At 68.9% G+C, this 17,058-nt stretch carries 16 protein-coding genes; 5 read left to right on the top strand and 11 right to left on the bottom strand.

What is annotated here, in order from left to right:
- Positions 1-81: 81 nt before the first annotated feature.
- The 4 genes from HPY32_RS09215 to infC form a co-directional block, all read right to left on the bottom strand.
- Positions 82-885, bottom strand: coding sequence for a TrmH family RNA methyltransferase (locus tag HPY32_RS09215; protein ID WP_067591290.1), 804 nt, complete (start codon positions 883-885; stop codon positions 82-84).
- A 39-nt stretch (positions 886-924) separates the two neighbouring features.
- On the bottom strand, positions 925-1,305 hold the full coding sequence (rplT, locus tag HPY32_RS09210; protein WP_067591293.1) for a 50S ribosomal protein L20: 381 nt from the start codon (positions 1,303-1,305) through the stop codon (positions 925-927).
- Between the two features lie 89 nt (positions 1,306-1,394).
- Positions 1,395-1,589, bottom strand: a complete 195-nt coding sequence (gene rpmI, locus HPY32_RS09205; RefSeq protein WP_067591295.1) for a 50S ribosomal protein L35 — start codon at positions 1,587-1,589, stop codon at positions 1,395-1,397.
- A 61-nt stretch (positions 1,590-1,650) separates the two neighbouring features.
- Complete coding sequence (gene infC, locus HPY32_RS09200; RefSeq protein WP_082871593.1) at positions 1,651-2,310, bottom strand: translation initiation factor IF-3; 660 nt, start codon at positions 2,308-2,310, stop codon at positions 1,651-1,653.
- 335 nt (positions 2,311-2,645) lie between these two features.
- Here infC and HPY32_RS09195 point away from each other — a divergent pair, with 335 nt between their 5' ends.
- Complete coding sequence (locus tag HPY32_RS09195; RefSeq protein WP_067591301.1) at positions 2,646-2,996, top strand: DUF1844 domain-containing protein; 351 nt, start codon at positions 2,646-2,648, stop codon at positions 2,994-2,996.
- A gap of 201 nt (positions 2,997-3,197) precedes the next feature.
- Here HPY32_RS09195 and HPY32_RS09190 read toward each other — a convergent pair whose 3' ends face one another.
- From HPY32_RS09190 to HPY32_RS09180, 3 genes are all read right to left on the bottom strand, one after another.
- Positions 3,198-3,818, bottom strand: coding sequence for a TetR/AcrR family transcriptional regulator (locus HPY32_RS09190; protein WP_082871594.1), 621 nt, complete (start codon positions 3,816-3,818; stop codon positions 3,198-3,200).
- Between the two features lie 62 nt (positions 3,819-3,880).
- Positions 3,881-4,711, bottom strand: coding sequence for a class I SAM-dependent methyltransferase (locus HPY32_RS09185; RefSeq protein ID WP_067591307.1), 831 nt, complete (start codon positions 4,709-4,711; stop codon positions 3,881-3,883).
- An 87-nt stretch (positions 4,712-4,798) separates the two neighbouring features.
- Complete coding sequence (locus tag HPY32_RS09180) at positions 4,799-5,746, bottom strand: TIGR03564 family F420-dependent LLM class oxidoreductase (RefSeq protein ID WP_067591310.1); 948 nt, start codon at positions 5,744-5,746, stop codon at positions 4,799-4,801.
- 66 nt (positions 5,747-5,812) lie between these two features.
- Between HPY32_RS09180 and HPY32_RS09175 the strand changes: the two genes are divergently transcribed.
- Positions 5,813-6,517, top strand: coding sequence for an alpha/beta hydrolase (locus HPY32_RS09175; protein WP_067591313.1), 705 nt, complete (start codon positions 5,813-5,815; stop codon positions 6,515-6,517).
- 356 nt (positions 6,518-6,873) lie between these two features.
- A complete protein-coding gene (locus HPY32_RS09170) occupies positions 6,874-7,518 on the top strand; it encodes a LysE family translocator (RefSeq protein WP_156674594.1) in 645 nt (214 codons plus the stop codon).
- A gap of 24 nt (positions 7,519-7,542) precedes the next feature.
- Here the strand turns inward: HPY32_RS09170 and uvrA are convergent, their stop codons facing one another.
- Entirely contained in the window at positions 7,543-10,464 is a 2,922-nt protein-coding gene (gene uvrA, locus HPY32_RS09165) for an excinuclease ABC subunit UvrA (RefSeq protein ID WP_067591319.1), read from the bottom strand.
- Positions 10,465-10,807: 343 nt separating this feature from the next.
- Here uvrA and HPY32_RS09160 point away from each other — a divergent pair, with 343 nt between their 5' ends.
- On the top strand, positions 10,808-12,193 hold the full coding sequence (locus HPY32_RS09160; protein ID WP_309247511.1) for a diguanylate cyclase domain-containing protein: 1,386 nt from the start codon (positions 10,808-10,810) through the stop codon (positions 12,191-12,193).
- Positions 12,194-12,339: 146 nt separating this feature from the next.
- The gene (locus HPY32_RS09155) at positions 12,340-14,649 is read left to right on the top strand and encodes a HelD family protein (protein ID WP_067591323.1); all 2,310 of its coding nucleotides are present in this window, start codon (positions 12,340-12,342) and stop codon (positions 14,647-14,649) included.
- Positions 14,650-14,752: 103 nt separating this feature from the next.
- On the opposite strand, the gene HPY32_RS09150 is transcribed toward HPY32_RS09155, so the two are convergent.
- The 3 genes from HPY32_RS09150 to HPY32_RS09140 form a co-directional block, all read right to left on the bottom strand.
- Positions 14,753-15,208: a universal stress protein gene (locus tag HPY32_RS09150; RefSeq protein WP_067591326.1), complete on the bottom strand. Its 456-nt coding sequence runs from the start codon at positions 15,206-15,208 to the stop codon at positions 14,753-14,755.
- 372 nt (positions 15,209-15,580) lie between these two features.
- A complete protein-coding gene (locus HPY32_RS09145; protein ID WP_067591331.1) occupies positions 15,581-15,997 on the bottom strand; it encodes a DoxX family membrane protein in 417 nt (138 codons plus the stop codon).
- Between the two features lie 58 nt (positions 15,998-16,055).
- Positions 16,056-16,910 carry a helix-turn-helix domain-containing protein gene (locus HPY32_RS09140; RefSeq protein WP_067591334.1) on the bottom strand — a complete coding sequence of 285 codons (855 nt, stop codon included), beginning with the start codon at positions 16,908-16,910 and terminating at the stop codon, positions 16,056-16,058.
- Positions 16,911-17,058 lie beyond the last annotated feature (148 nt).

The following is a 17,058-nucleotide window of genomic DNA, read 5'->3' as shown; positions in this document are numbered from 1 at the left end:
CCCTGGCTGGTTCGGGTCACGGCGGTGTGCCTGGCCCATATTGTTGCTGGTCGAATCGTACGCAATGCCATCGGCCCGGCGTCAGTGCCCGCTCGCGTGCCGCACCCGGGCGCCCGTGTACAAGCAGATCGCCGCCGCCGCGGCCAGATTCAGGCTCTCGGCGCGGCCGTGGATCGGGATGCGGATGCGATGATCGGCCCGCCGGGCCACCCCGGGATCGAGTCCGTGGGCCTCGTTGCCGAACAGCCAGGCGACCGGACCCGCCAGGATCTCCCCGGCGTCGTCGAGATCCACCTCGCCGCGCGCCGTGGTGGCCAGCACGGCGATCCCGGCCTCCCGCAGCCGCGCGAGCACGGCGTCGGTATCGCGCTCGCGGGCGATCGGAACGTGGAACAGGCTGCCCGCGCAGGCGCGCACGCACTTGCCGTTGTGCGGGTCGACCGAATCACCGGCCAGCACCACACCATCCGCGCCGACCGCGTCGGCGACCCGGATCAGGGTGCCCGCATTGCCGGGATCGGCCATCGCCACCGGCACCGCCAGCATCCGCGGACCGGCCGAAAGCACCTGCGGCAGCGGCACATCCACCTGCCGACAGACCGCGACCAACCCGGGCGGGGTGACCGTCTCGCCCAGCATCTGCGCGGCCCGCTCGCTCACCAGCGTCGCCCGCACACCCTGCGCGACCGCACCGGCGACCAGTTCGTGCTCGCGCTCGGCGGCCCGGATCGAATAGAACAGCTCCTCGACCCGCCCGGTATCCAGCGCCGACGCCACCGAATTCGCGCCCTCGGCGAGGAACGACCCGGTCTTGCGGCGCTGCGCGGCACGCTGGAGCTTGACAGCGGAAACGACCCGCGGATTGCGCTCGGAGAGCGCGTCCACGGGTCGTTCCGGCGAATGATGCTTCGTCAAGCGTCAGGCTCAGGCGGCCGGGGCGTTGACATCCTCCGGCAGGGCGGCCTTGGCGACCGCGACCAGGCCGGCGAACGCCTCGGCATCCGACACCGCGAGCTCCGCGAGAATCTTGCGGTCCACCTCGACACCGGCGGCCTTGAGGCCCTGGATGAACCGGTTGTAGGTGATGTCGTTCAGCCGCGCGGCGGCGTTGATGCGCGCGATCCACAGCTTGCGGAAGTCGCCCTTGCGCGCCCGGCGGTCCCGGTAGGCGTAGGTCAGCGAGTGGAGCTGCTGCTCCTTGGCCTTGCGGTACAGCCGCGAGCGCTGCCCGCGGTAGCCCTTCGAGGCCTCGAGGATGCTACGGCGCTTCTTCTGAGCGTTGACAGCCCTTTTGACGCGTGCCACTGGTCAGTCCTTGTTCGATCGAGGGGCGCTCGCGGCGCCCGGGAATATGGTCGGGGGGAAAACGTCCGAGGATCGGACCGCGAACAGGCTCAGATACCGAGCATCTTCTTGATACGAGGGACGTCGGCCTTGGCAACGACCTCCTTGCCCGCCACACGACGAGTCTCACGGCTGGACCGGTGCTCGAAGTTGTGGTTGTTTTTCGCCTGCTGACGCAGCAGCTTGCCGCGACCGGTCACCTTGAATCGCTTCGAGGCGCCGCCGTGGCTCTTCATCTTCGGCATGATTTCCCAATCTTGTCTCGGATCGGCGGCTCCGCGGGCGGTGCGCCGGTTTCTGTTTCGGTTACTGCGGGGTGGCCGCTTGCTCGGTCGGCGCCGGAGCCTCGCCCTGCTCGGGCGCGGCACCCCGCGACGACGTCGGCTGCTGTGCCTTCGCCCGCGTCTTCGCGCCCTTGTGGGGAGCGAGGACCATGGTCATGTTCCGGCCGTCCTGCTTGGCCGAGGTCTCGACGAAGCCGAATTCGGCCACGTCGGAAGCCAGCCGCTGCAGCAGCCGGAAGCCCAGTTCCGGGCGCGACTGCTCGCGTCCGCGGAACATGATCGTGACCTTGACCTTCGAGCCGGCCTGCAGGAAGCGAAGGACGTGGCCCTTCTTCGTCTCGTAGTCGTGGTCGTCGATCTTCGGCCGGAGCTTCTGCTCCTTGATCACGGTCTGCTGCTGGTTCTTCCGCGACTCGCGCGCCTTCTGCGCGGTCTCGTACTTGAACTTGCCGTAGTCCATGATCTTGCAAACCGGGGGACGCGCATCCGGTGCGACCTCGACCAGGTCGAGGTCTGCCTCCATGGCGACGCGCAGTGCATCTTCAACACGCACGATCCCAACCTGCTCACCTCCGGGTCCGATGAGTCGGACCTCTGGCACGCGGATGCGATCGTTGATGCGGGTCTCAGTGCTGATGGGGCCTCCTAGGTCAAGCGGTGTCGTCCAACGACCGCGCGCTATAACTGCAACCCCATATCCAACACGAAAGCCCCGCTACGGTATTTCACCGCCACGGGGCCCGATGTCGACCGATCGCCGATGCAAACTACCTCGCATCGACCCTGCGCTGGGAAAACCCTGCACAAGAAACCCATCGAAAACAATGGGCGACCGGACCGTCGAACCTGGCGTGTCGCCGGCGGACGGTGGGAGTCGGGCTCCACTTACGGCCCCGGGCTCGCTACTGCAACGGCCTGGGGCGGTCGTCGGCGTACAGCTTAACATCCGGGCCGCCGAACCTCCGAATCGCCCGCCCCCGCGACCGGGCACATCGGCGCCGATGCCATGCTACGGGCATGAGCGAGGCCCCTGTCAACGAGCCGGAAACCGTCCGCGAACTGGCCGATATCCCTGCCGTCGAGGTGATCAGCCGCGCGGCGGTCATGCTGATGAGTTCGGCCGCCGAGAAGCTGGGCCTCGCCGACGAGGACCCCGACGCCAGCCCGCGCCGCGATCTGGACGAGGCCCGCCGCGTCATCACCGCACTCGCCGGACTGATCACGGCGTCGGTCGAATACCTCGGCCCGCACGCCGGTCCCCTCCGCGAGGGATTGCAGTCCCTCCAGCGCGCCTTCCGCGAGTCGTCCGCCCATCCGGACGAGCCGGGTAAGGGGCCGGGCGAGAAGTACACCGGTCCGGTCTACTGACACACCGCTGACACGTCCGGCATACCCACGGGATGCCGGTCCCCGACTGCGTTGCACGGCGGCGGACTCGAATTCGTCGCCCCGGCAATGGAGTTGAATTCGGCGGTACGGCGACGGGGTCGAAATTCGTCGGCCCGGTGACGAAGTCGAAATTCGTCGGCCCGGTGACGGGGTCGAAACTCGTCGGCCCCGATGACGGAGTCAATCGGGGCGCGGCGCAATGCCCTTCAGCAGCGTGGCGATCACCGAGTCCACGGTGGGTGGGGCGCCGTGCCGGGGACCGCCGGGGAGCAGGGCGGACAGGACCTCGTCGTGGCAGATGCCGACCAGGACGGCGACGGCGGCGTCGAGATCGGCGTCGGCGGCCACCCGGCCCAGGTCGCGTTCGGCGGCCAGGTAGTCCGCGACCATGTCTCGCCAGGGGCGCGGATCGCCCTGGGCGGCACCGAATTTCGCGAGGATCGCGGGTTGGGCGAGCAGGCTCGCGAAGATCGGGAGAACGGCGCGATGGAAGGCGAGGCCCTGCCGCAGGCAGACGGCCAGGTTGGCGGCGACGGTCGCGGTGCCGGGTGCGGGCAGCGGCGGGAAGTCACCGTGCACGGCGGTGATGTGGGCGTGCAGGGCCGCCGCCAGCAGTTCCTCCTTGTCGGCGAAGTGGTTGTAGAGCACGCCGTCGGCGACCCCGGCGGCCTTCGCGATCGCGCGCACGGTCAGCCCCGCACCGCCCTGCTCGGCGATCAACCGCTCCGCCGTCGCCACCAGATGCGTCCGCAGATCGCGATCGTCGCTCTCCCGCAGCGCCGCTGCCCGTCTCGGTGACATGAGTACCACGCTACTGGGTGCCGACCGGGCCGATCCGATGCCGCGCGATCGGATACGTGCCGCTACGGTCGCGGGGTGTCGGCGGTGACCAGCCAGGCCGTCGCGCGCAACCGGACGCCGCCGGGACCCGAGAACGGCGCCAATGCCGCGGCGATCGCGGCGCGCAATCGGTCGTCGGTGGCGAAATCGTTGCGGGAGCGGTGATACCGGAGCGGCCCCCAGCCGAGCAGGAATGTCGTCGCGTCGTCGACGTCCGCGCCCCAGACGGCGTCGACCTCGATGTGCCGAGCGGCGATGTCGGTGAATCCCGCATCGCGCAGCAGCGCGGCGGTGCTGTCCGGATCGGCGAAAGCGCTGAAGCCGTGGCCGATCTCGAAGCCGGGCAGATGCCGGGCGGCGGCCGCGAAGACGGTGCCGAGATCGGTGCCGGACAACGGCGGCATGCTCACGAACGCGAGCCGCCCGCCGGGTCGCAGCGCACGGGCGATGTTGGCGAAGGCCGCGACCGGGTCGGCGAAGAACATGATGCCGAACCGGCTCAGCGCGACGTCGAAGCCCGCGTCCGGGAACGGGTACACCTGGGCATCGCCCTGTTCGAACGAAATATTGTGCACCCCTTCGGTGTCGGCCCGCTGCCGCGCCGTCGCGAGCATCGGCCCGGACAGATCGACACCGGTCGCCGACCGCGCCCGCCGGGCCGCCGCCCGCGTCAATTGCCCGTTGCCGCAACCAATGTCGAGGACCCGGTCCCCCGCACCGATGCTCGCCGCGGTCAGCAGCGGTTCGTTGAATCCGCCGTTGACCGCGTCGTAGCGGTCGGCGTGCTCGGCCCAGTGCGAGCCCTCGTAGCCGTTCCATGCCTCGGACTGGTCGGTATTGACGATCGCGGTCACTCGAGACTCCCTTGCAGATCTATATGAACTAGCGTTCATGAACGTATGTTCATAATGATCGCTACGGGGAGCGCGAGTCAAGAGGTGCTACGCGGCCGAGCCCCTCGCGCGGCTCAGCTCGCCGAGGAGTTTCCAGGTGCGGCGCTGATCCTCGGGGGTGGTGAGGTCGGTTTGGGTGAAGACCACGTCGGTGGCGCCGGCGTCGAAGTATTCCTGGATGCGGGCGGCGATGGTGTCCTCGTCGCCGAGGACTACCAGGTCGGCGGCGCGGGAGACGCCGGAGAGTTCGATGATGCGGGCGTAGGAGGGGATGTCGTCGTAGAAGGTGGTGTGTTCCTCGGCGGCGCGGCGGGCGGCGGGGATGTCCGAGGTGACCACGCCCGGGACGAGGGCGACGATCCGGGGGCGGGGGCGACCGGCGCGCTCGGCGGCGCGGGTGAGCGGGGTGACGATGTGGTCGGCCAGGGCGCGCGGACCGGCCAGGAATGGCAGTGTGCCGTCGGCCAATTCGCCGGTGACGCGCAGCGCCTGCGGTCCCATCGCGGCCACCAGCACCGGCAGCCGGGGCGTCGCGCCCGCGACCGCCGCGGACATCGGGGTGACGGCGGTCAGCATCTCACCGCGGAAATCGGCGGAGCCGGTGTCGAGTACCGAGGTGAGCGCGGTGAGGAATTCGCGCAATCGGGCCGCCGGGCGGACGAAGTCGGCGCCGTACGACTCACTGATCCACGCGCTGCCCAGGCCGAGGCCGAGGCTGAAGCGGCCGTGCGCGGCCGCCTGCGCGGTCTGCGCCAGGCTGGCGATCAACAGCGGGTGCCGGGCCTGGATCGGCACCGCGGAGGTGCCGACCTCGAGACCCGGCACCTCCCGGCCCACGACCGCCGCGAGCGCGATCGTGTCGTGCGAGTAACCCTGGCCGAACCACAGCGAGCTCAGCCCGAGTTCCACGATGTCCCGGCCGATGGCGACGGCCCCGTCGACGGCATTGGCGGTGGGGGCGAGTGCGAAGGGGGACAGTGCAATTCCGATGCTCATTCCCAGTGGAACCCCGCTCCTCGAGATCGGATTCCCAGGTCACGCGGAACATGACATGCTCGGTGCATGACAGCGCGGATACTGCTGGTTCCCGGCTTCTGGCTCGGCGCGTGGGCGTGGGACGCGGTCGCCGCCGACCTCCGCGGCCGCGGCCACGAGGTCCGGGCACTGACCCTGCCCGGGCTCGATCCCGATGACCCCGACCGGCTGAGCGCGACCTTCGAACGTCAGGCGGCGGCCATCGTCGCGGCGGCGACCGAGCCGACGGTACTGGTGTCGCACTCCGGCGGGGCCGCGCCCTCCTACCTCGCCACCGATATTGCGCCGGAACGATTTTCGCGGGCAATCTACGTGGACACCGCACCCTTGCCCGACGGTCACGTCCTGATTCCCACCCTCTCGCCGGACGCGCGAGAATTCCGCATGCCGAGTTGGCCGGAGCTGGAGGCCAACGGCAGCAGCCTCGCCGACCTGGACGATGCCATGCTGAGCCGCTTCCGCGACCGCGCGGTCTCCGAGCCCATAGCCATCGCCACCGCCCCACTTCGCCTCAGCAATTCCCCCGCCCGCCTGACCATCCCAACCACCCTGATCTGCAGCAGCTTCTCCTCCGCTCTGGTCCGCAAACTGCGCGACGAGGGCACCGAGGCCCTGTTCGCCGAATTGGCCCGCATAGACGCGGAATACATGGACCTCCCCACCGGCCACTGGCCAATGTGGTCCCGCCCAACGGAACTCGCCGAGCTGATCCACACCATCGCCGATCGGTAGCCCACCGACCTTGGCCATTCCGGCGTGCGCTGGGCCGGAGTGTTGCGGGATCCCGGCCAAAAGCATGCCGGGATCACACGGGGACAGCATGCCGGGATCACACGGGGACAGCATGCCGGGATCGCACAGGGACGCACGCCGGAATCACACAGGGACGCACGCCGGAATCACACAGGGACGCACGCCGGAATCACACAGGGACGCACGCCGGGATGACGGCGGAGATGACCGAGGGCGCTGCCGGGATAACCGAGGGACGCATTCTGGAACGACGGGGGACGCATGCCGGTGACAGATCGCGGATGGTGGGAGGCTTCGGGGGTGACGGCGGCGGGTGTCCGCTTTAGTGTGTGATCGTGACTTGGGGAAGCTACGGGACCTATCTCGTGTTTGTGGTGTTGCTGGTGCTGGCGCCGGGGCCGGATACCGCGGTGCTTTTGAAGAATTCGTTGGTCGGGGGTAAGCGGGGCGGGCTGACCACGGCTTTCGGTGTGGCGGCGGGGAATTCGGTGCAGGCCACGGCGGCGGCGCTCGGGGTCGGCGCGCTCATTACGCGGTCGCAACCGGTGTTCGATGCCGTGCGGATCGTCGGCGCGATCTATCTGTGCTGGTTGGGGATTCAGGCGTTTCGGTCGGCCAGGCGGGGCGGCGGGGCGCTGGATATCGAGACCGCGGGGGCCGCCGAGGGCCGGACGCGCGCGCACGCGTGGCGTTGGTTCCGGCAGGGGGCGCTGTCCAATGTCACCAATCCGAAGGTGCTGGCCCTGTATCTGTCGGTGCTGCCGCAGTTCCTGAGCGAGGGGCACGCCTCCACACAGACCGCGCTGCTGCTCGCCTACACCGTGGTGGTGCTCGGGCTGGCTTGGCAGCTGGTGGTGGTCGCCGTGGTGGAGCGGGCGCGGCGGTGGATCCGGCGGCCGCGGGTGCGCGTCTCGCTGGAGGCCATCACCGGCGCGGCGCTCATCGGGTTCGGTATCGGGCTGGTCGCCGAGGGCGCGTAGCCGCCGACCAGCCCGGCCGAGTGGTCAGCCGACCGCGGCGGCCTTGCGGCGCGTGGCGGTCTTCTTGGCGGCCGCCTTCTTCGGGGCGGCCGGTGCGGCCAGCACCTCGCGCAGGAATTGGCCGGTGTAGCTTTCCGGCACGGCCGCAATGTCTTCCGGCGCGCCCTCGGCAATGACCGTGCCGCCGCCGGAGCCGCCCTCCGGACCCATATCGATGACCCAGTCGGAGGTCTTGATCACGTCCAGGTTGTGCTCGATGACGATGACCGTATTGCCCTTGTCGACCAGGCCGTTGATGACGCCGAGCAGCTTGCGGATGTCTTCGAAGTGCAGGCCGGTGGTCGGCTCGTCGAGGATGTAGACGGTGCGGCCGGTGGACCGCTTCTGCAGTTCGGCGGCGAGTTTGACGCGCTGCGCCTCACCACCGGACAGCGTCGGCGCGCTCTGGCCGAGCCGCACATACCCCAACCCGACATCGACCAGCGTCTTCAGGTAGCGGTGGATCGAGGTGACCGGCTCGAAGAATTCGGCGGCCTCCTCGATGGGCATGTCCAGCACCTCGGCGATGGTCTTGCCCTTGTAGTGCACCTCGAGCGTCTCGCGGTTGTAGCGGGCGCCGTGGCACACCTCGCACGGGACGTACACGTCGGGCAGGAAGTTCATCTCGATCTTCAGCGTGCCGTCGCCCGAACACGCCTCGCAGCGGCCGCCTTTCACATTGAACGAGAACCGGCCCGGCTGATAGCCGCGCACCTTGGCCTCGGTGGTCGCGGCGAACAGGGTGCGGATCTTGTCGAACACGCCGGTGTAGGTGGCCGGGTTCGAGCGCGGCGTGCGGCCGATCGGCGACTGGTCGACCTGCACCAGCTTGTCCAGATGGTCGAGGCCGTTGATGCGGGTGTGGCGGCCGGGCACCTGCCGGGCGCCGTTGAGCCGGTTTGCCAGCACGGTGGCCAGGATGTCGTTCACCAGGGTGGACTTGCCCGAGCCGGACACGCCGGTGACCGAGGTCAGCACGCCCAGCGGGAAACTCACGTCGATGCCGCGCAGATTGTGCTCGCTGGCGCCGACGACGGTGAGCTGCTTCTTCTTGTTCACCGGCCGCCGCACCAGCGGCACCTCGATGCGCTCGCGACCCGAAAGGTACGCGCCCGTCAGGGAATTCGCGTCGGCCAGCAGACCCTTGTACGGGCCGCTGTAGACGACCTGGCCGCCGTGCTCACCGGCGAGCGGGCCGATGTCGACCACCCAGTCCGAGGAGTGGATGGTGTCCTCGTCGTGCTCGACCACGATCAGCGTATTGCCGAGATCGCGCAGGCGGGTGAGGGTTTCGATGAGGCGGCGGTTGTCGCGCTGGTGCAGGCCGATGGACGGCTCGTCCAGCACGTAGAGCACACCGACCAGGCCCGAGCCGATCTGGGTCGCGAGCCGGATGCGCTGCGCCTCACCGCCGGACAGCGTGGCCGCCGCCCGCGACAGGCTCAGATATTCCAGGCCGACATCGAGCAGGAAGCCCAGCCGCGCCTGAATCTCCTTGAGCACCTGGCCCGCGATCGCCGCCTCCCGCTCCCCCAGTTCCAGCGAGTGCAGGAATTTCGAGCATTCGCGGATGGAGAATTCACAGACCTCCGCGATGGACCGGCGGCCGCCTTCCGCGTTCAGCGTGACGGCCAGGATCTCCGGGCGTAGTCGCGCGCCGTTGCACACCGGGCACGGGATGTCGCGCATGTACCCGTCGTAGTGCTCCTTCATCTGCTCGGACTCGGTGTTCTCCAGGCGCCGCTGCAGGAAGGGCATGACGCCCTCGAAATCGGCGTAGTAGGAGCGCTTGCGCCCGTAGCGGTTGGTGTAGGAGACGTGCACCTGATCGGAGCTGCCCTCCAGCACCGCCTTGCGGGCCTTGAGCGGCAACTTGTTCCACGCCGTGTCCATGGAGAAGCCGATCGAGTCGGCCAGGCCCTGCAGCAGGCGGGTGAAGTATTCGGCGGTCTGGCCGCGCGACCACGGCGCGATGGCGCCCTCGTTCAGGCTCAGCTCCGGGTCGGGCACCACCAGGTCCGGGTCGACCTCCTTGCGGATGCCGAGGCCGGTGCAGTCCGGGCAGGCGCCGTAGGGCGAGTTGAACGAGAACGAGCGCGGCTCGAGGTCTTCGATGTCGAGCGGGTGGGCGTTGGGGCAGGCCAGTTTCTCGGAGAAGCGGCGCTCGCGGTCGTGCGCGTGCTCGTCGCGGTCGACGAAGTCGAGTACCACGATGCCGTCGGCCAGGCGCAGCGCGGTCTCGATCGAATCGGTCAGGCGCTGTTTGGAACTCGGCTTCACGGTGAGGCGGTCGACGACCACCTCGATGTCGTGCTTCTCCTGCTTCTTCAGCTTCGGCGGCTCGGTGAGCGGGTGCACCACGCCGTCGACCCGCACGCGCGAATAGCCCTGGGTGTTCAACTGGTCGAACAGGTCGACGAATTCGCCCTTGCGGGTGCGCACCACGGGCGCCAGCACCTGGAACTTGGTGCCCTCCTCCATGGCGAGCACCTGGTCGACGATCTGCTGCGGGGTCTGCTTGGCGATGTGCTCGCCGCAGACCGGGCAGTGCGGGGTGCCGGCGCGGGCGTACAGCAGGCGCAGATAGTCGTAGACCTCGGTGATGGTGCCGACGGTCGAGCGCGGGTTGCGGTTGGTGGACTTCTGGTCGATGGAGACCGCGGGCGACAGGCCCTCGATGAAGTCGACGTCGGGTTTGTCCATCTGGCCGAGGAATTGGCGCGCGTACGCCGACAGCGACTCGACGTAGCGGCGCTGGCCCTCCGCGAAGATGGTGTCGAAGGCGAGACTGGATTTACCGGACCCGGACAGCCCGGTGAACACGATGAGGCTGTCGCGCGGTAGGTCGATATCGACCCCCTTGAGGTTGTGCTCCCGCGCTCCACGCACCGTCAGGCGATCCGCCACAGGCCGTCCCTTCCCATCAGTGTTCGACGTGCCGATTTACCCCCGTCGGCCATGCTAGGACCACCCACCGACAAGTTCCGCCGGATGCCGCCCGAGAGCCGACGCCCCCACGACAACCAGTCCACCACCGGCCCATGACCATGGTCGGTCCCCATGCGAGGCAGCCTAGCTCAGGGGTCCGACACCCCGGCGAAAAGCATGCCGGGGTCATCGCGGGTGGTCATGCCGGGGTCATCGCGGGTGGTAATGATCCCCGTGCCGAGCCCGATGAAGTGCCCGAACTGTGATCGATCCGATACCGTCGGCGTCGTGATCGTGTATACGCCGTCACCAGAATGATCGGGTGTGCGTTTCGGCGCACGTCAACGACGATCAGGAGGTACGTGAGGTGGAGGTGGGTAACGACTGGGCCGATGCCTCGGCCGATGCCGAGCTGCTCGCCCAGCGGTATCGAACCCTGGTCGAGGGCAGTCCGGACGGCCTGGTGGTGCACGAGCGCGGCATCGTGGTCTACGTCAATCCGGCCATGGTCCGGTTGTTGGCGGCCGACGGGCCCGATCGGCTCGTCGGGCAGCCGGTTACGCGGTTCGTCGATCCGGCGTCGGTGCCCGCCATGCTCGAGCGCATCAGCGGACTGAAGGTCACCGGCGCCGCCTCCGATCCGGCCGAGATGACGCTGATTCGCTGCGACGGCGAGCCGGTCGACGTGGAGACGGTGTCGGTGCTCACCGCCTGGCATGATCGGGTCGCCTATCAGGTGGTCATTCACGATCTGACCGCGCAGCGGAGGGCCGAGGCCGCGCAGCGCCGGGCCGAGCAGCACTTCACGTCGGTGGTCTCCCAGCTCGAGGAGGGGGTGGTGGTGATCGGGCGGGACGGGCGCATCGAATCGATCAATCCGGCGGCGCTGCGGATCTTCGGCCACGAGGGCCTGGATCTGATCGGCACCGCCATCGGCGAACTGCCGCTGACCCTGCTGGACCGCAACGGCGAGCCGCTGCCACCGGCGCGGCACCCGATCGCGCGCACCCTGGCCACGGGCGAGACCGTCACCCGCTACGTGTTCGGCGTGGACCGTCCCGACGGGCAGCGCCGCTGGCTGACCGGCTCGAGCCGCCTGCTCAACCCCGGCGACCCCGCGTCGTCGGCGGTCTCCTCGTTCAACGATGTCACCGAATTCCGCGCCAGCCGAAGGCAATTGGAGTACCAGGCGACCCACGATCCGCTGACCGGGCTGGCCAATCGCTCGCTGGTGCTGTCCCGGCTGGCGGCGGCGCTCGGCACCAGCGAGGAGCAGCCGGTGTCGGCGGTGCTGTTCATCGATCTGGACGGTTTCAAGGCCATCAACGACACCCTCGGCCACGCCATCGGCGACACCGTGCTGCAGATCGTGGCCCAGCGGCTGCAGCGCGGCCTGCGCACCGACGACGTGGTCGGCCGCATCGGCGGCGACGAGTTCCTGGTGCTGCTGTCCGGTCACACCCTGCCGGTCGAACTGGACGCGCTGGTGTCGCGGCTGCGCCGGACCATGGCCGAGCCGATCATCGCCCGCGGGCACCGGATCCGCATCGACGCCTCGGTCGGAATCGCCCCGCTGCGCCCGAACGACCCGCGCACACCGGAAGCCGTACTGCACGACGCCGATCTGGCGATGTACCGTGCGAAACCGGCGCCCCGCGGCGAGGACGAGCCACCCGTGCGACGGCCGAACACCCCACACGCTTCCTGAAGGAACCCCACAATGCTCCGCCACCACCCGAGCCCGGGCCCCCACCTGCGGTTACGGCGAGCGCGCCGAACCCCCATTAGACTCGACAACTCTGTTTTCTTCGACCGCGGCCCGCGCCCGGCGCAGTGGTGACAAGGAGTTTCGTTTTGCCCGACCGCCTCACGGAGGATCGCCCGGCGATCGACCGCGCAGCCGAACTGGAACGGGAGCAGGCGTACCTCACGCTGCTGTACCAACGCCTCGACGCCATGCGCGAATACGCCCAGCGCCGCTTGAAGACCGTACTGCTGGAAACCGGCGGCACCCCGCAGGCCCGCAGCGAGCGCGAATCGTTCACCCAGCTCTATACCGAGGATCTGACCAAATACGATGCCGCCGAACACGGTCTGTGCTTCGGCCGCATCGACCTGGCCGAGGGGGACGAGGCCGCCGAGTCTCGCTACATCGGCCGCCTCGGCATCCTCGACGAGGACGACGACTACGCCACCCTGCTGCTGGATTGGCGGGCCCCGCTGGCGCGCCCGTTCTATCTGGCCACCACCGCCAAGCCGGACGGCGTGACCCGGCGTCGGCACATCCGCTCGCGCAACCGCGCCGTCACCACGATCACCGACGAGTACCTGGACCTGGAGGCCGCCCGGCAGGCCGGGGCGATCGACGCCGACGACACCGGGGTCGGCAGCGAGAGCGCGCTGCTGACCGCGCTCAACGCCGCCCGCACCGGCCACATGACCGACATCGTGGAAACCATTCAGAGCGAGCAGGATTCGATCATCCGCTCCGAGCACAAGAGCGTGCTGGTGGTGCAGGGTGGGCCGGGTACCGGCAAGACCGCGGTCGCGCTGCATCGCGCCGCGTACCTGCTGTACACCTATCGCCAGCAGCTGGACAAGGCCGGTGTGCTGATCATCGGGCCGAACAGCACCTTTCTGGACTACATCGGTCAGGTGCTGCCCTCGCTCGGCGAGACCGGTGTGCTGCTGTCCACCATCGGCAACCTGTATCCGGGAGTGCAAGCGACGCTGGAGGATTCGCTGCGGGCGGGTGAACTGAAGGGTTCGCCGGACATGATCGAGGTGCTGAAGAAGGCGGTGCGCGACCGGCAGCAGGTGCCCGCCGAGCCGGTGCGGCTCACCTTCGACGGCTACGAGCTGACCCTCGACCGCAAGATCGCCACTCGCGCCCGCGGCCGCGCCCGCTCCTCGCGCCGCCCGCACAACCTGGCCCGCCCCGTCTTCGCCGCCTCGGTGGTGGACGCGCTCACCGATCAGCTGGCGCAGATCCTGGGCAAGGACCCGGGTGGCGGCCGAAATCTGTTGAGCCAGGCCGATCTCACCGAGATCCGGGACGAGATGCGCGCCGACGCCGACATCCAGCGGGCCATCGCGCGGCTGTGGCCGATCCTGTCCCCGCAGGAGGTGCTGGGCGGGCTGTGGGCCGATCCGGACCGGCTGGCCCGCGCGGCGGATCACCTGTCGCCGGAGGACCGCAAGGAGCTGTTCCGTTCCGACAGTGGCGAATTCGCCGCCGCCGACGCCCCGCTGCTGGACGAGCTGGCCGAACTGCTCGGCGTCGACGACACCGAGGAGCGTGAGCGCTCCCGCCGCCGCTGGCGGGCCCAGCTGGCCGAGGCCCAGGACGCGCTGGACATCCTGACCGGTTCCGCGCCACAGGATCTCGAGGACGACCTGGACCCGGAGATCCTGATGGCCTACGACCTGATCGACGCGAGCCAGCTGGCCGAGCGCCAGAACGTGCGCAGCAGCCAGACCACCGCCGAACGCGCCGCCGGCGACCGCACCTGGACCTACGGGCACGTCATCATCGACGAGGCGCAGGAGTTGTCGGAGATGGCGTGGCGCATGGTGATGCGCCGCATCCCGAACCGCTGGGTCACCGTCGTCGGCGACGTCGCCCAGACCGGCGATCCGGCGGGCGCCTCGTCCTGGCGGCAGGTGCTGGAACCCTATGTGGCACAACGATGGAAGCTCGCCGAGCTGACCGTGAACTACCGAACTCCGGCGGAGATCATGGCGGTGGCCGCGGACGTGCTGGCCGCCATCGACCCGGGCGTCTCGGTACCGCGATCGGTTCGCGAATCCGGGCACCCACCACTGGCGGTGCGCACCGAGCCCGCCGATCGGGTCGAGCAGGTGCGCCGACTACTGGCCGAGGAGGCCGACCGCCCCGGCATCGCGGTGGTCCTGGCCCCACACCGGCTGATCCCCGAATTCGCCCCCCTGGCAAGCGATTCCGTGAGCGTGCTGACCGTACCGGAGGTCAAGGGCCTGGAATTCGACGCGGTAATCCTGGTCGAGCCCCAGGACATCCTCGACGAGTCCCCCCGCGGCCTCAACGACCTCTACGTGGCCCTCACCCGCGCCACCCAACGCCTGCACGTGGTGCACGCCGGAGAACTCCCGGAGGTGCTGGGAGCCCTGAAACAGGCGGAGTGACCCCGGCCGAAAGCACGCCGGGGACAAGGGACCACGCGCGCCGAGATGGTAGTGGGGAAGGTGAAGCGGCCGTGCGGGAATCGCGCGGCCGCTCGGGGTGGGGTTACTTGCGGACGGTGTGGACGATGAGGACGTCGGTGCCGGATTTGCGGGCTACGTCCGAGGGGACGGAGCCGAGGAGGCGGCCGGTCAGGGTGTTCAGGCCGCGGTTGCCTACGACCAGCAGGTCGGCGTCGAGTTCCTTGACCAGGGTCAGGAGGGATTCCACCGGCTCGCCGACCACCGAGCGCTCGACGACAGTGCTGGCGCCGGCGGCTACGGCGCGGTCGCGGGCGGTGCGCAGGATCTCGTTGGTGGGCGCCGATCCGCGGACCTGATATGCCTCGTCCTTGAGGACGTCGGCCGCGGCGGCGACGTCGCGGTCGTCGGTCGGGTAGTACGCGCAGGCGACGTACAGGGTGGCGGCCGGGTCCGCCGCCAGCGCCGCGGCCTTCTCGACGGCGACGTACGACGAATCCGAGCCATCGGTACCGACGACAATGGTCCGGTAGGCGGTCATCTCTCCTCCAAACGTACAAGTGGTCGGATGCCCGCGCGTTTCGCCCGGGGCATCCGGTGTCGCGCGGCAACTGCGCTAGACCATAACCGTTGGCGGGTCGGAAATATCCGAAATCGCAACACATCACACTCCCGTGCCGAGTACCGCGCAGCACACATTCGCCCGGTGGATGCCGGAAAGGGCCCGTGCTACCAGCACCGATTCCGGACCCACTCCGGGCCACCGGCAATAATTGATTCCGGACCGAACGGTATTGCGGCCCTGGGATTTTCGTCACATAGCCCGGCGACGGCCTCGGCGGGATCGCTGCCGATAGTTCGCCCGAATTATCCGGGCTATTGCTGCGAAATGCCCGCCGCCGCCGTCGATACCTCAGCCGAGATGGAAAAGCGGGCCGGTGACGGCCAGCCCCAGATCGCAGGTGTGGGCGAAGAACGCGAACAGCATGAGCGCCGCGCCCGCCAGCCCGATGTCCTTGTTGAAATTCACCATCTCGCCCTGCTTGACCTGCGGATCGGTTTCGTGCCAGTACGGGTGCATGAGCACCGCGGTCGGCACCAGGAAGATCAGCAACAGCAGCGATCCGAGATCCGCCCAGATGCCGAGCAGCACGCTCAGCCCTCCGAGCAACAGCAGCACACCCGAGCCGAGCACCGCCACCTTGGCGGCGGGCACACCCTTGCTCTGCGCATAACCGGCCATCGTATCGGCCTGCGTGAGATGCCCGAACGCGGAACCCAGGAACAACGCGGCGAACAAGATTCGCCCGATCAATACCACGACATCCATCGCCAACTCCCGTCAGTTGTCGGCAGCAAGCCTGCCAGGCTGGTAATACAGAATTTAACTACCACCCGGGCCTGGATGTTCCTTCTCGATCGGGTCGTGTCGCGCGGGCGTATTCCAGCGGTGGCGTGCCGACCTCCGCGGCGAACTCGCGGGAGAAGTGCGCCTGATCGAAATAGCCGAGATCCAGGGCGAGGGCGGCCAGGTCGGCGGTGCGGCCCTCGGCGAGCAGATGGGCGCCGTCCTGCAGGCGGTAGCGGCGCAGCACCCACTTCGGCCCGGCCCCGACGTAGCGGCGGAACAGCCGCTGCAGGGTGCGGACGGGCACGCCGAAACCCTCGGTGACCTGGTCGACCCGGGTCAGCTCGCGATCGGTCTCCATTGCGGCGATGATGCGCAGCACCAGCCGGTACGCCTCGTCGACGGGCGCGGCGCGGGCCGTGGCGGCGAAGAAGTCCTCGACCAGATCGCGCCGCTCGGTCAGGGTCGTGGCGGCGAGCACCCGCTCGGTCAGGCCCGCGGCGGCGGGCAGCACCTCTGTGAGTTCGACGGCGGTATCGCGGAAGGAACCGATGTCCAATCCGGTGAACGCGCCGAAGCCGCCGGGCCGGAACTTGGCCGCGAACGTCTCCCCCACCCCGGACAATTCGCGCAGGTATTTGACGGTGCAGACCCCGTTCACCCAGCCACCGCTGCGGGTGCGGGTGGATTCGAAGGTGACGTTCACGCTCGGGTACGGCAGCACCTCGGCCGTGTAGTCGGGCTGCCCGCGCAGATCCCACGAGACCGACCAGTACCACTCGAGGAACCGGGAGGTCTCCGGCCCGGCCGGGAGCCGGGCCAGGGTGCGGTGCCGCTCCTGCTCGCGCGGGCGCAGAATGCCCTTGGACACCTCCGGCGGCGGCACCGGAATCATTTCCGGCGCACTGTTTTTCAATAACGGGTCCGCATGATTTCCCGGCTCGTGCCCCGCGTTCTCAACGGCGAGCACGAGGCGTCTTCCCGGGATCGGGGCGCTGTCGCGTTCTTACAAGATCTTCGCGGGCGCGCGGACGAGAGTAGGA

Source organism: Nocardia terpenica (assembly GCF_013186535.1).
Classification (GTDB): domain Bacteria; phylum Actinomycetota; class Actinomycetes; order Mycobacteriales; family Mycobacteriaceae; genus Nocardia; species Nocardia terpenica.
Note: the sequence above shows the minus strand (reverse complement) of the source record. Positions and strands in the feature narration are given on the sequence as shown.

Bases quoted from the DNA above. Each gene is read 5' to 3' on its own strand.
- rpmI (WP_067591295.1), bottom strand. From the start codon at position 1,589: ATGCCGAAGATGAAGAGCCACGGCGGCGCCTCGAAGCGATTCAAGGTG.
- HPY32_RS09195 (WP_067591301.1), top strand. From the start codon at position 2,646: ATGAGCGAGGCCCCTGTCAACGAGCCGGAAACCGTCCGCGAACTGGCC.
- HPY32_RS09190 (WP_082871594.1), bottom strand. From the start codon at position 3,818: ATGTCACCGAGACGGGCAGCGGCGCTGCGGGAGAGCGACGATCGCGAT.
- HPY32_RS09180 (WP_067591310.1), bottom strand. From the start codon at position 5,746: ATGAGCATCGGAATTGCACTGTCCCCCTTCGCACTCGCCCCCACCGCC.
- HPY32_RS09175 (WP_067591313.1), top strand. From the start codon at position 5,813: ATGACAGCGCGGATACTGCTGGTTCCCGGCTTCTGGCTCGGCGCGTGG.
- HPY32_RS09150 (WP_067591326.1), bottom strand. From the start codon at position 15,208: ATGACCGCCTACCGGACCATTGTCGTCGGTACCGATGGCTCGGATTCG.
- HPY32_RS09145 (WP_067591331.1), bottom strand. From the start codon at position 15,997: ATGGATGTCGTGGTATTGATCGGGCGAATCTTGTTCGCCGCGTTGTTC.
- HPY32_RS09140 (WP_067591334.1), bottom strand. From the start codon at position 16,910: ATGATTCCGGTGCCGCCGCCGGAGGTGTCCAAGGGCATTCTGCGCCCG.